The organism is Acidobacteriota bacterium, from assembly GCA_016712445.1.
In the GTDB taxonomy this organism is placed as follows: Bacteria; Pseudomonadota; Alphaproteobacteria; order Caulobacterales; family Hyphomonadaceae; genus Hyphomonas.
On sequence record JADJRB010000010.1, the window covers coordinates 54048 to 66760 of the forward strand.

Genomic DNA, 12713 nt, shown 5'->3' on the forward strand with positions numbered 1-12713 from the left:
GGGGCGACCTCCGGACATTCTGGGACCAATCACCGAAAAAAGTGCTCTCCCGGAGGAAACCATGAAGTCACCTAACGCTACCCGTATGATTCTTGCTGCGGGTGTATCCGCCATTGCCCTGACTGCGCAGGCGCCTGCCCTCGCGCAGGAAGACACGGCGGCCGACGCCGCCACCGAAACCGAAGAAGCCAGCAGCGACCTGAAACTCGGCTCGATCGTCGTCACAGCCCAGCGCCGCGAAGAGTCCGCGCAGGACGTGCCGATGGCGATCCAGGCCTTCAGCGAAGACACGCTGAAACAGCTCAATATCGACAGCGTCGAAGACCTGCAGATGGTCGTCCCCGGCTTCACGGTCTCGCAGTCTTACCAGGGCGTACCGACCTATACGCTGCGCGGCATCGGCTTCAACACGATCAACCTTTCGGCCACCTCGACCGTCGGTACCTATGTCGACGAGGTTGCCTATCCCTACCCGTTCATGAACTCCGGCCCGGTGTTCGATGTCTCGCGCGTGGAAGTGCTGAAGGGCCCGCAGGGCACGCTGTTCGGCCGCAACACGACCGCCGGCCTCGTCAACGTCGTCACCAACAAGCCGGGCGACGAATTCGAAGCCAGCATGTCGGCCGACTACGGCAACTATGACACCTGGAACCTCGAAGCCATGGTGAACCTGCCGATCTCCGACAACATCCAGGCGCGCTTCGCCATCCGCAGCGAAAACAGCGATGAGGGCTGGCAGCGCTCGGTGTCGCGTCCGAACGAGGACCGTGGCACGATCGACAAGCTTGGCTACCGCGCGTCACTGGCGATCCAGGCGACCGAAAACCTCGACATCAACCTTTCCTACAATGGCTGGACCAACAAGTCCGACACGATTGCCGGACAAGGCATCGGCCTGACCCCGAACACCGATCCGACCTTTATCGTGCCGGGCACGAGCGGTCCGTCGTCGGCTTCGGGCTTCAACCAGCCGGGTCTGGTAAGCTACCTCGCCAACAACTTCCCCACCTCGGCCGAGCAGGCTGACTGGGCGCCGTACGCGCTGCGCGCGGCTTCGGTCGCCGGCGTGCCGGGCATCCAGGGCCCGCACGAGGAAGATTCGACGTTCGACGCAATCCGCGTCGGCGTGAACTACACCTTCGACAACGACATGCGCCTCGTGTCGCTGACGGGTTACAACAAGCTGACGCGCGACGCCGTGCTCGACTGGTCGGGCGTGCCCTACCAGATCCTCCTGCAGGACGTGCAAGGCGAGATCAAGTCGGTCAGCCAGGAGCTGCGTCTCGAAGGCGAGACCGGCATCGCGAACTGGCTGGTCGGCGCCTATTACGGCAAGGACGAGACGACCGACGGCAACCGCACGATGCTGCGCGACAACGCCAACTCAAACTTCGTCTCGACCGCCGCCTACCTGTTGACGGTTGACCCGACGCTGCTCGGCCTGCCGGCCGCCGTGGCGCCGCTCGTGACCGCCGTCAACATCGATCCGGAGACGGGTCTTCCGTACACGGCGGCAGAGCTGCTGAACTCGTTCCAGACCTACTACGACACCGGCGACTTCGAATCGACGACGGCCAGCATCTTTGCCAACGCCGACTGGGAACTCAGCCCGGAATTCTCGCTGACCACCGGCATCCGCTACACGCAGGACAGCCAGAAATACACCGGCTGCTCCGGCGACGTGAACGGCTCGATGCAGCCGAACGTCAACGTGTTCAACCGCGTGTTCTTCTCGTTGATCTACGGCCTGCCGGTGCCGCCGGCGGCGCTGCAGGAAAACGGCTGCAACACCTACGACCTGGCCACCAACTCGTTCGGACCGGTCCAGTCGGACACGGATGAGGATAACGTCAGTTGGCGGATCGTCGGTAACTGGACGCCGCAGGACAACATGCTGCTCTTCGCGTCGGTGACGCAGGGCTACAAGTCGGCATCCACGCCCGTGAACGCGGCTTCCAAGTCCGAGCAAAACGCCCCGGCCACGCAGGAAGACCTGCTGGCCTATGAAGCCGGCATCAAGGCGCAGCTCTTCAACCAGCGCCTCCAGACGAACGCTTCGCTGTTCTACTATGACTACACGGATAAGCAGTCGGCTTCGTTCTTCCCGGATCCGATCTACCGTGCGCTGTCGCGCCTGCAGAACATCCCGAAATCGGAAGCCTACGGTCTCGACGCAGAAGTCACCTGGCTGGTCAACGAGAACCTGACGGCGATCGGTGGCCTGACGCTGCTAAAAACCGAGATCAAGGAATTCGACACGTCAGACGCGTTCGGCCTGCCGACCAGCTCCGCCGGCGACCCGCTGCTCTACAGCCCGGAGACCTCGGCCAGCCTCGCGCTGCTCTACGACCGTCCGATCAACGAAAGCCTCGGCTTCCGCGGATCGCTGTCCGGCCGCTGGCAGAGCGACTCGACGGCCGGTGATCCGGCGGACTCCCGCTACGACATCGACGCCTATGGCCTGCTGAACGGCTCGATCGGCGTCTATTCGATCAACAACAAGTGGGATGTGTCGGTGTGGGGCCAGAACCTCACCGACGAGTACTACTGGCAGCAGATCACCTCGAACGCGAACGTGATCCTGCGCTTTGCCGGCAAGCCGCGCACCTACGGTGTCACGCTGAGCTATCGTTACTAATCACTGAACCCTTCCTCCCAGGGACTTGCCGTGGCGGGCAACCGCCACGGCTTTCTTTTGGCCGGAGGACTCGCCTCAGAGGCGAGCGGCAGGCATTTTGCACTAGGCTGGGCAGACTTCCGTTTGGAGACAACGCTCATGTTGCGCCTGAATTTGACCGCTGCCGCCCTGGTGGGCGCCGCCCTGCTCGCCGGTTGCGCCCAGACGGGCGAAATTCCCGCGACGGCCCTGACCGTCGCTGCGGAAGCCCCGGCAGGCTGGCGGCCCTTCTCGGCTGATAGCCCGTGGAACACGCCGATCGGGGAGAACCCGAAACTTGACCCGAATTCGGACGTTCTGGCAGCCGATGTCGGCGCCGGCGGCGATCTCTACATCAACATGGCCGAGTGGTCGGTCATGGTTAAGTATTTCGACTCCTCGGCCGCGCCGAAACGAAGCGTGCGCGCGCTGTACGAGGGCCGTTACGGCCGCGGCTTCGGGCCCGACGACCTGGTGCCGCTGCCGGCCGACACCCTGCCGGAAGGCGCCACCGACGCGCAGACCCACTACACCACGCTGGTCGATCCGGTTCGCAACATCGCCTGGGATACCCGCCAGCTCGGCAAGTCGCTGCAGGGCGACTGGTTTGCCGGCTTCGGCACGAAGGTCGACCTCACCGGCACCGGCGTCTCGATGCCCTGGATGAAGGCCGAGCGCAGTGACCTGGCCGCCGGCCCGCGCCCCTCGGGCACGCCGCTGATCGCTGGCCTGATCCGGGTTGACGAGGTCAAGGCCGGCCGCATCGATCATGCCCTGGCCTTCGCCTATCCGATGGCCCAGACTGGCAAGTTCGTGCCGCCCGCCAGCACGGCGCTGACGGCGGCGAGCCCCGAAGGCGAGCGCCATATCGGCCTGCCGATGGGCGCGCGGATCCAGCTGGACCCGGCGTACGACATCGACCAGACGCTGCTCTCGCCGGGCGCGAAAGTCGTCGCCAAGGCGCTGCAGGAATACGGCGCGATCCTCGTCGACGAGGCTGGCGCCACAGTGCTCTATGCCGAGAGCGGCGCCGAGCAACTGGCAGCGTGGGACGGCGTGCTTGCCGCCGGCGACCTGCAGATGCTGTTCACGCAGGATTTCATCGCGACGCACTTCCGCGTCATCGATACCGGCCCCGCCCTGCCGGGCATTCCGGCAAAGCTCAACTAGGCCGGGACGTGTCGTAGGGACTGTCGAGGGAGAAGGTGGGGATGATTGCCACCATCTCCTCGCCATTCTCACCCACGAGGTCGTAGGTGCCCCGCATGATGCCTGATGGTGTCGCCAGCGGCGCACCGGACGTGTAGTTGAAGCGCTCGCCCGGGCCGAGCGTCGGCGTCTGGCCGATCACGCCTTCGCCGTCCACAGCCTGCAGCCGGCCGGCGGCATCCACGATCTGCCAATGGCGCCGCGCGATGGTCCAGGTCCGCTCGCTCTCGTTCTCCACATCGACCGTGTACTGCCACATGAAACGGTGGCGGCCGGGCTCCGATTCATCGTGCAGGAAACGGGCGCGCACACGGATGCGCACACCGTCGGTCACGGCTTCGTAATGCGGAGGCGCAGGGCGTCGGGCCATCGGGGAAGGCTTGAAGTCCAACCGTTCACAGCGCGTTAAGTGCGCCCTCGAAGTCTGCGACAAGATCGTCGCCATCCTCAAGTCCCACCGACACACGAACCCAGCTGCGGTCGAGTCCCATGGCGGCCTGTTCGGCATCCGTCAGGGCACGGTGGGTCGTCGTCGAGGGGTGGCAGGCGAGGGTCTTGGTGTCGCCGAGATTGTTGCAAATATCAGCGATTTTCAGGCCGTTGAGAAACTTGAACGCTTCCGCCTGGCCGCCCTTCAGCGAAATCGCGAGCAGCGTGCCGCCGGACTTCATCTGCTTCTTATGAATTTCGTAATGTGGGTGGTCCTTGCGGTGCGGATAGCGCACGGCAGCCACGGCGGGATGTGCGGCGACCGCGTCGGCGAGCCGGGCGGCGGTGCGGCTTTGCGCTTCAACGCGCAGCTGCATGGTCTCGAGGCCTTTCAGCACGACCCACGCATTGAACGGCGAACAGGCCGGGCCGATGTGGCGCAGCCACGGATCGTACACCTCGGTCATCAGCTTTTCGTTGCAGAGGATGGCGCCGGCGAGGACGCGACCCTGCCCATCCATGTGCTTGGTGGCGGAGTAAGCCACTACATCGGCGCCGAGTTCGAACGGACGCTGCAGCACTGGCGTGGCGAACACGTTGTCGACGACGAGCAGCGCGCCGGCCTTCTTGCAGAGCTTGGACACGGCCGCGATGTCGACGCCGTCGAGCAACGGGTTGGCCGGCGTCTCGATCAGCACCAGCTTGGCGCCCTTGGCGAGTTCGCGTTCCCAGGTGGCCAAGTCGGCGCCGTCGACGAAACACGTCTCGATGCCGAATTTCGGCATCTGGTTTGTAAGGATCCAGCGGCAGGAGCCGAACAGCGCCGCAGCGGCGACGACACGGTCGCCGGCCTTCAGGGGCGCAAGGATAGCCGAGGAAATGGCGCCCATGCCGGAGCCGGTGACGCGGCAGGCCTCGGCGCCCTCGATCAGGCAGAGACGCTGCTGCAGCATCTCCGCCGTCGGGCTGCCGTAGCGGGAATAGACGAAGCCGCCTTCCCGGCCAGCCATGCGCGCCTCGGCCTGTTCAGCCGAATCGTAGGCGTAGCCGGAGGTCAGGAAGATGGCCTCTGAAATCTCGCCGAACTGCGAGCGCATCAGGCCGCCGCGCACCGCCTGGGTCGCAGGTTTCCAGCCTTTGGGCCCCTGTTCGGGATCGTCGCCGCCGGGTGCGTCAGCCATGTTCGCGCTCGTCCTTGTGTTTCCGGGAGAGGGACTTATGCCTGATGACCCATGGGGTGCAAGTGATGGCGGATTCGGCGGGCGTGCTGCCCGACTTCGAGATAGACGCGCTGGTGGCCTCAGGGGCCATCCGCAGCACGCTTCCGCTTGAGCCGGGTCAGGTCCAGCCGGCGAGCCTGGACTTGCGGCTGGCGGAAGATGCCTACCGGCTGCGTGCGAGCTTCCTGCCCGGCAAGGACCGCTCGGTCGCCGACATGCTGCAGGAGCCGGGCATCCAGATGCACCGGGTGGAGCTGACTGGCCAGGGCGCCGTGCTGGAGACAGGCTGCGTCTATCTTGTGCCGCTGCAGGAAGGCCTGCGCCTGCCTGCCGGCCTCGCCGCGCGGGCCAATCCGAAGAGTTCGACAGGGCGCATCGATGTGTTCACGCGCCTCGTGACCAATCGCGGCCGGGCCTTCGACGAAGTGCCGATGGGCTATTCCGGGCCGCTATACCTGGAAGTGAGCCCGCGCACCTTCCCGATCATGGTGCGCCCCGGCGACCGGCTGGCGCAGATCCGGTTCAAGCGGAAGAAGCCGGAAACGCTGAAGGAAAAGGTGGTATCGATCGACCTTGAGCCGCCGGCCGGCGAACCAGCGGGCTACCGGGCGAAGCATCATTCGGGCGTGGTCGACTTGCGCGGACTCGGCGCGCACGAAGCGGCGCAGTTCTGGGAGCCGGTGTATCCGAAGGATGGGCGCATCGTGCTCAATCCGGAAGAGTTCTACATCCTCGTCAGCCGCGAGACCGTGAAGGTCGCCGCCGACGAGGCGGCCGAGATGGCCCCGATCGCGCCGGAACTGGGCGAATTCCGGGCCCATTATGCAGGCTTCTTCGATCCGGGCTTCGGCCTGAACACGGGCGGCAGCCGGGCGGTGCTGGAAGTGCGCTCACGCGACGTGCCTTTCATCCTCGAGCACGGCCAACCGGTGGCGAAACTGATCTACGAGGACATGACCGCCAAGCCGCGCGCTCTCTATGGTGGGCAAGGCTCCAACTATCAGGGCCAGGGCCTCAAGCTTTCGAAGCATTTCGCCTGAGGGCGTGGAACCCGTTGATTTTCTATGCATTGATCCGGCAACCCGCCACAAGCGCGGGGGCCGTTCGCGAGTGCGACCGGCTACGCTCGTCACTGAAAGGATGTGCCATGAAATTCATCACGAAAGCCGCCCTCGCCCTCGGACTGGCTATTGCGCCCGTTGCGGCCGCAAATGCGCAGGCTCCCGAGTTCCGCGCTCCCGCTCCGCAATCCTTCAGCGCCGAGGAGCTTCAGAGCTACGGCCTGAACGAGAACCAGATCGCTACCGTGCAAGACTACGAGAAAGCCGGCTACCGCATTGAACTGCTGACGCCGGAAGAGGCCGAAGCCTACAATGCAGGCCTCTCGAACAACAACATCCTGGCCCTGATCGGCCTTGTCGCGATCGTGGTGGTGGTTGCAGCAGCCGTCTAAATGAAGCTGCGCAATCTCTGTATGGCGCTGGTGCTCGGACTGGGTGCCTGCGCCATACATCCCGCGACCGACCCGGCGAGTTTTGCCGCGCAGACCGGTCGCAACAGTTTTGAGTTCCCCCGTACGAAAGTCGAGCCGCAAGACACGCTGCTCCTGCCCGTCACGCATGACCGGCAGGTCGACGGCGCCGCCTGCGGCGCACACGCGCTGGCGAGCCTGATCAATTATTGGGAAGGCGCCGGCACCGTGACCGGTGCACAGATGTTTGCCGAAGCGCCGCCCGCCGACGCGGCGGCAGGTTATTCGATCGCCGAGGTGATGACACTGGCGCAAGGCCACGGCCTGCTGGCCAGCGCGGTGCGGATGCCCGCGGACGGACTGATCGCCGAACTGGAAGCCGGACGGCCTGTCATGGTGCCGGTGTCGGTTCCGTCCGTGTACGTGCAGCCTTGGCAACTACCGGGCGCCAACGTGCCTGTGCTGGGCGTTCCGGCTGATTTCGTGACGACACGCACGGCGTGGCTGTCCGAACGGCTCGGACAGTCGATGCTCAACCACTATGTGCTCGTCGCCGGCTATGACGGCGACACGTTCATCGTGATGGAGCCCGTGATGGGCCTGCGCACGATCTCAGCCGAAAGGCTGGAACGCTACCGTGCGCCCTTCGGCAACGCGGCGGTCGTATTCAGCCTTCCCGCCAGAACCGCAAACTGATCCCTCAATCCTTGATCGGCGGCACCGGCTGCGGCGGCACGTCTGCATCCTGCTCGTGCACCTCGACCAGGCCGAGCGCCACGTGGCTGTGCTTGCGGCTGTAGAGGAAATAAATCGCGAGGCCGATCGCGCCCCACACGGGCAAGACCATCTTCGCCACGAACGGCAGGTTCAGGTAAAGGCCGAGGCAGCCGATGGCGGCGAGCGGCGCAATGATCCAGACGAGCGGCGTACGGAACGGCCGATGGCGATGCGGGTCCTTGCGGCGGAGCATCATCACAGCGATGGCGACCATGAAGAATGCGAACAGCGTGCCGGAGTTCGAAATGTCCGCCAGCTGACCAACCGGGAAGAAGGCCCCGGCGATGGCGACGCAGATGCCGGTGAAGATCGTCATCTTCCAGGGCGTACGGTATTTCGGGTGTACGTCGGCAAGTTTTTCCGGCAGCAGGCCGTCACGCGCCATGACGAAGAAGATGCGCGTCTGGCCGTAGATCATCATCAGGATAACCGAGGGTAGCGCGATCGATGCGGCGAGACCGACGAGGTTGCCGACCACACCGAAATCAATGATGCGCAGCGTTTCGGCGAGCGCTTCCTTCGAGCAGACGATCGGGGCATCGCCCAGAGCTTTCAGTTCGGCGCAGCGGTCAGCGAACGCGACACCGTCCGGCGAGAGCACATTGCCGGCGGCATCGGTGATCGGCTGGGCGCCGACCGTACCGATCACGCCGGCCGCGACGAGCAAGTAGAAGATGGTACAGATGCCGAGCGAGCCGATCAGGCCGATAGGCACGTTGCGCTGCGGGTTCTTCGTCTCTTCGGCGGCGGTCGACACCGCGTCGAAGCCGACATAGGCGAAGAAGATCGACGCCGCTGCGCCAACGACGCCGAGGCCGCCTTCACCGAAGAAGCCCGTGGGCATGAGCGGCGAAAAATTCTCGCCCTTGATGATCGGCAGGCTGAGCGCGATGAAGGCGGTCAGCGCGACGACTTTCACGGCGACAAGGACGGCGTTGACCGATGCGCTCTCGCTGGTGCCGAGCACGAGCAGCCAGGTAACGAGGCCCGCCACCACGATGGCCGGCAGATTGATGATGCCGTGACTGAAATCGACGGACGGAACGAAGCCGTCAAAGCCCCACGCGGGACCACTACTGAGGAAATCCGGTAAGGCGAGGCCTGTCGTGCTGTGCACCAGCCCCATGACGTAGCCCGACCAGCCGACGCAGACGGCAGAGGCCGCGACCGCGTATTCGAGGATCAGCGCCCAACCGACCATCCAGGCGAGCAACTCGCCCATCACCGCGTAGGTGTAGGTGTAGGCGGAGCCCGATACCGGCACCATCGAGGCGAGTTCGGAATAGCAGAGCGCGGCGACGGCGCAGACGAAGCCTGCGATGACAAAGGAGAACATCATCCCCGGCCCGGCCTTCTGCGCCGCGGCTGCGGTCAGCACGAATATCCCTGTGCCGATGATCGCGCCGATGCCGAGCAGCGTCAGCTGGATCGGCCCCAGCGAACGATGGAGTGATTTCTTTTCCGCCGTCGCAAGGATGGCGTCGAGCGATTTAACCCGGTCAAAGATCATGTGATTGTCCTGAACAGCCTGGTACGCCTGCGCGTATCCACCAACATTCCCGCTATCGGCGCGAACCTAGCGGATCGGGCGGCGGGCGCAAGCCAGACTCGCGCGGCGCGCGACGCAGTCAGCCGCCAAAAGCGTAGACCAGCGAAAAACGCGTGGCCGTATCGGTCGCTTCGAAGCCGGGCTGCGGATCGGTATCGTGCCGGACTTCAAACGACACCCTGGCCGACAGGTTGCTCACGAGTTTCGCCGTCAGCGTGGCGTTGTTGCTGATCTGGGTTGAGGCATCAGCATAGATGAGGTTGGAATCATTGCCGAATTTTACGGCTTCGTTGAAGGCGAGGCCAAACTTCGATGCGGCGATGAATGAGCCGGACTGTTCCGTGCGCGCCGGCGTCGTGACCGGCGGCACGCCGGCGGTTACGGCCTTGATCTCGTCGATCTTGATACCGGGGCCGCCTTCGAGCGACCACATGGCATGCTCGCCGTCGATGATATGCCACCCGAGACCGGCGCCTGCGAATGACCGGCTGTCGAAGGCGGAGAATTCATCCACTTCATGCGAGACCCGTCCGAAGGCGAACAATGCGTCGTTCAGTGTACGGTTGGTCTGGCCGGCCAGGAACAGGCGGCCCTTGGTCTGGTCCCCGTCCTTGGTGCCATAGTCGGCGACGATCTCGAAACTGTTGCGCCAGGCCTGGGTTTCGTAGGCGCCCTTGACGCCGATGCCGAGGTCGCTGGTATCGGTATTGCCGGTATTCAGGCCGGCGCTGAGCGAGCCCTCGCCTTTCCAGCCTTCGGTTTCGGAAATGGCGGGCAGAGCGAGGCAGCTGCCGGCCACGAGGGCGGCGAAAGCGAGCTTCATGGAGATCTCCTGTTTTTACGTTCAGGGCAGCGCCGGAAGACAGGGCCCGGCGCGCGAGGGGTCTTAGAACCCGAAGGGCGGCAGCGAGTCGAACGCTTTTTTCAGCGCCTCCCCCCAGCCGCTTGAGATCGTCTGGTAGTAAGGGTCTTCCGCCTCGATGCGTTTCGACAGGCCGAGGCGGAGGGCATCAGTGTCGATCACCTGCAGGTCCAGCGGCAGGCCGACGGACAGGTTGGCCTTCACGGTGGAGTCGAATGAGACGAGCAGCAGCTTTGCCGCATCCTCAAAGCTCATCGCAGGATCATATGCGCGCACGAGGATCGGGCGGCCGTATTTGGTCTCGCCGATCTGGAAAAACGGCGTGTCGGCGCTCGCTTCGATGAAGTTGCCTTCCGGGTAGATCATGAACAGGCGCGGCTCCATGCCCTTCACCTGCCCGCCGAGGATCAGCGTGGAATTGAAGGCGGCATCGGCTTTCTGGCCGGTCGAGGCGTTTGACGCGATCACGTCCTTCAGCGTCTCGCCGACATGGCGCGCGATCTGGAACATGGTGGGCAGTTCGAGGATCGAGGGCCGCCGCTCGGAGGGCGCCTTGGTGCGCTCTTCCAGCAGGCTGACGACCGACTGGGTGGTGGCCAGGTTGCCCGCAGTCATCAGCACCAGCGCCCGCTCGCCCGGTACAGACCACGTAAACAACTTGCGGAAGCGGGAGATATTGTCGACGCCCGCATTGGTGCGGGTATCCGACATGAAGACCAGGCCGCGATTGAGCTTCAGACCGACGCAGTAAGTCATTTACCTGAACCGCCGACGCGGCTTTCTCATTGTTGCTGTACCTGGATCGACACATCGAGCGATTCGTTTGCCGCGCCGAACCGCATGCCAGAAACGGGAGCGGCCTCCCGGTAGTCAAGTCCTGTCGCCACGCGAACATAGCGGCTGTCCGGGGAAATCGCGTTGGAGATGTCGAATCCGACCCAGCCGAGCCGCTCAACATGAACCTCGGCCCAGGCATGGCCGGCATCCTGCTGGACCCGGTCGTTCATCATCAGGTAGCCCCCGGCATAGCGGGCCGGATAGCCAAGCAGGCGCGCGGCGGCGATGAAGACATGCGCATGGTCCTGGCAGACGCCGTGGCCGGCTTCCAGCGCGTCTTCGGCCTTGGTATCGGCGTCGGTCCAGCCGGGTTCATAGCGGATTGCGTCGCGCACCAGCTGGGCCACGCCGTGCAGGCGGGCGATGTCGCCGCCGCTGCCATCAGGCGAGGCTTTGGCGAGCTTGCGCACCAATGGTCCGGGACGTGTCAGCGCGGTGGCCCGGCGGAAAAGCCAGAGCGGCGCGAAGCCGCGATGCACGCCGATCACGCCTGCCCGGTCTTCCACCTCCACTTCGCCTTCGCTGGAGATGACCAGCTCCTTGGCCCCCTCAATCAGGCTGACCAGCTGAACCCAGTTGGCGTTCTGGTCCTCGTATTCGGCTTCGATCTTCCCGCCTTCGATGTGCAGGTCCCAGCTCAGCACCTGCTGGCCAACGCGCGATTTCGGTGCCTGGCGCAGCTGCAGCAGGCCATACGAGACCGGGCTGGTATAGCTGTAGTGCGACGCATGCTTGATCTTCAGGCGCATCAGGCTGCCTTCACCGGTTGAAGCGGAAGTCTTCCTCGACGTGTCCGGCGAGGGTGTTGTTGGAATGGATGAAGTGGGTCAGGAATTCGTGCAGCCCCCGCTCCATGATCTGGTCGATGGTCAGGTCTTCCAGCTCGTCGCGCAGGCCAAGGACAAAGTCGAGGCTCGGGCGGCGGACATTGTAATCCGTACACAGATGGCCAAGGTTGCCGGCGATCTTGCGCATGCAGTAGAGCAGCGAGCGCGGCATGCGCCGGTCGAGGATCAGGAAATCCGCGATCGTCAGCGGACGTGTCTCGCCGCCGTGCAACCAGCGGAACGAGCGCTCGGCGGAGGCCGCACGCAGGATTGTCTCCCATTGCACGTTGTCGAGGGTCGATCCGACAAGGTGCACCGAGGGCAGCAGCACGTAATACTTCACGTCGAGGATGCGGGCGATGTTGTCCGCCCGCTCGATGAAGGTTCCGGTGCGCGTGAAATTGTAGATGTCATTGCGCAGCATCGTGCCGACCGTTGCGCCGCGCACGAGCGAGCTTTGCTTGCGGATGAGACCCAGCACATCCGGCAAGTCCGTTTCGCGCACCGGGCGCGCGAGCGCGGATTTCAGCGTGATCCATGTTTCATTGACCGCTTCCCAGACTTCGCGGGTCAGCGCGGTGCGCACGAGACGGGCGTTGTTGCGCGCCGCTTCGATGACCGAGATCACGCTCGACGGGTTCGCAGGGTCGCGCAGCAGGAAGTTGATGACGCTCGGGCCGTCGAACTTGCCGCCGGCTTCCAGAAAGGCGCTGCGTGCCCAGGCCGTGTCAATGATCGACGCCCACTCGTCTTCGGCATGGTCCGACCGGGTCAGCGCGATGCGGAAACCTGCGTCGGCGAGACGCGCGGTGTTTTCCGCCCGCTCGAGGTAGCGGTACATCCAGAAAAGGCCGCCTGCGGTCTTGCCCAGCATCG

General features: G+C 64.5%; 12 protein-coding genes. 5 read left to right on the plus strand and 7 right to left on the minus strand.

Annotation, left to right across the window (positions count from 1 at the left end):
• Positions 1 to 61 precede the first annotated feature (61 nt).
• Both IPK75_19330 and IPK75_19335 read left to right on the plus strand, forming a co-directional pair.
• Positions 62 to 2638, plus strand: coding sequence for a TonB-dependent receptor (locus IPK75_19330; GenBank protein MBK8200501.1), 2577 nt, complete (start codon positions 62 to 64; stop codon positions 2636 to 2638).
• 138 nt (positions 2639 to 2776) lie between these two features.
• Positions 2777 to 3826 carry a hypothetical protein gene (locus IPK75_19335; protein MBK8200502.1) on the plus strand — a complete coding sequence of 350 codons (1050 nt, stop codon included), beginning with the start codon at positions 2777 to 2779 and terminating at the stop codon, positions 3824 to 3826.
• Here IPK75_19335 and apaG read toward each other — a convergent pair.
• Positions 3819 to 4235: a Co2+/Mg2+ efflux protein ApaG gene (gene apaG / locus IPK75_19340; protein MBK8200503.1), complete on the minus strand. Its 417-nt coding sequence runs from the start codon at positions 4233 to 4235 to the stop codon at positions 3819 to 3821. The two genes, IPK75_19335 and apaG, sit on opposite strands and share 8 nt — an antisense overlap.
• 25 nt (positions 4236 to 4260) lie before the next feature.
• The gene (locus IPK75_19345) at positions 4261 to 5475 is read right to left on the minus strand and encodes an aminotransferase class I/II-fold pyridoxal phosphate-dependent enzyme (protein MBK8200504.1); all 1215 of its coding nucleotides are present in this window, start codon (positions 5473 to 5475) and stop codon (positions 4261 to 4263) included.
• A 65-nt stretch (positions 5476 to 5540) separates the two neighbouring features.
• On the opposite strand from IPK75_19345, the gene IPK75_19350 reads away from it, so the two are divergent.
• From IPK75_19350 to IPK75_19360, 3 genes are all read left to right on the plus strand, one after another.
• Positions 5541 to 6554, plus strand: coding sequence for a 2'-deoxycytidine 5'-triphosphate deaminase (locus IPK75_19350; GenBank protein MBK8200505.1), 1014 nt, complete (start codon positions 5541 to 5543; stop codon positions 6552 to 6554).
• A gap of 107 nt (positions 6555 to 6661) precedes the next feature.
• A complete protein-coding gene (locus IPK75_19355) occupies positions 6662 to 6967 on the plus strand; it encodes a hypothetical protein (GenBank protein ID MBK8200506.1) in 306 nt (101 codons plus the stop codon).
• A complete protein-coding gene (locus IPK75_19360; GenBank protein ID MBK8200507.1) occupies positions 6968 to 7681 on the plus strand; it encodes a hypothetical protein in 714 nt (237 codons plus the stop codon).
• Between the two features lie 4 nt (positions 7682 to 7685).
• Here the strand turns inward: IPK75_19360 and IPK75_19365 are convergent, their stop codons facing one another.
• The 5 genes from IPK75_19365 to IPK75_19385 form a co-directional block, all read right to left on the minus strand.
• Complete coding sequence (locus IPK75_19365) at positions 7686 to 9272, minus strand: amino acid permease (protein ID MBK8200508.1); 1587 nt, start codon at positions 9270 to 9272, stop codon at positions 7686 to 7688.
• A 118-nt stretch (positions 9273 to 9390) separates the two neighbouring features.
• The gene (locus IPK75_19370; protein MBK8200509.1) at positions 9391 to 10134 is read right to left on the minus strand and encodes a DUF481 domain-containing protein; all 744 of its coding nucleotides are present in this window, start codon (positions 10132 to 10134) and stop codon (positions 9391 to 9393) included.
• Positions 10135 to 10197: 63 nt separating this feature from the next.
• Positions 10198 to 10929, minus strand: coding sequence for a proteasome-type protease (locus IPK75_19375; GenBank protein ID MBK8200510.1), 732 nt, complete (start codon positions 10927 to 10929; stop codon positions 10198 to 10200).
• A 26-nt stretch (positions 10930 to 10955) separates the two neighbouring features.
• Complete coding sequence (locus tag IPK75_19380) at positions 10956 to 11759, minus strand: transglutaminase family protein (GenBank protein ID MBK8200511.1); 804 nt, start codon at positions 11757 to 11759, stop codon at positions 10956 to 10958.
• A 10-nt stretch (positions 11760 to 11769) separates the two neighbouring features.
• Positions 11770 to 12711: an alpha-E domain-containing protein gene (locus IPK75_19385; GenBank protein ID MBK8200512.1), complete on the minus strand. Its 942-nt coding sequence runs from the start codon at positions 12709 to 12711 to the stop codon at positions 11770 to 11772.
• Positions 12712 to 12713 lie beyond the last annotated feature (2 nt).

What these genes read in the sequence shown, in the direction of transcription:
- apaG (MBK8200503.1), bottom strand. Translation starts at nt 4,235, where the DNA reads ATGGCCCGACGCCCTGCGCCTCCGCATTACGAAGCCGTGACCGACGGT.
- IPK75_19375 (MBK8200510.1), bottom strand. Translation starts at nt 10,929, where the DNA reads ATGACTTACTGCGTCGGTCTGAAGCTCAATCGCGGCCTGGTCTTCATG.
- IPK75_19365 (MBK8200508.1), bottom strand. Translation starts at nt 9,272, where the DNA reads ATGATCTTTGACCGGGTTAAATCGCTCGACGCCATCCTTGCGACGGCG.
- IPK75_19380 (MBK8200511.1), bottom strand. Translation starts at nt 11,759, where the DNA reads ATGCGCCTGAAGATCAAGCATGCGTCGCACTACAGCTATACCAGCCCG.
- IPK75_19335 (MBK8200502.1), top strand. Translation starts at nt 2,777, where the DNA reads ATGTTGCGCCTGAATTTGACCGCTGCCGCCCTGGTGGGCGCCGCCCTG.
- IPK75_19330 (MBK8200501.1), top strand. Translation starts at nt 62, where the DNA reads ATGAAGTCACCTAACGCTACCCGTATGATTCTTGCTGCGGGTGTATCC.
- IPK75_19385 (MBK8200512.1), bottom strand. Translation starts at nt 12,711, where the DNA reads ATGCTGGGCAAGACCGCAGGCGGCCTTTTCTGGATGTACCGCTACCTC.
- IPK75_19360 (MBK8200507.1), top strand. Translation starts at nt 6,968, where the DNA reads ATGAAGCTGCGCAATCTCTGTATGGCGCTGGTGCTCGGACTGGGTGCC.
- IPK75_19370 (MBK8200509.1), bottom strand. Translation starts at nt 10,134, where the DNA reads ATGAAGCTCGCTTTCGCCGCCCTCGTGGCCGGCAGCTGCCTCGCTCTG.
- IPK75_19350 (MBK8200505.1), top strand. Translation starts at nt 5,541, where the DNA reads ATGGCGGATTCGGCGGGCGTGCTGCCCGACTTCGAGATAGACGCGCTG.
- IPK75_19355 (MBK8200506.1), top strand. Translation starts at nt 6,662, where the DNA reads ATGAAATTCATCACGAAAGCCGCCCTCGCCCTCGGACTGGCTATTGCG.
- IPK75_19345 (MBK8200504.1), bottom strand. Translation starts at nt 5,475, where the DNA reads ATGGCTGACGCACCCGGCGGCGACGATCCCGAACAGGGGCCCAAAGGC.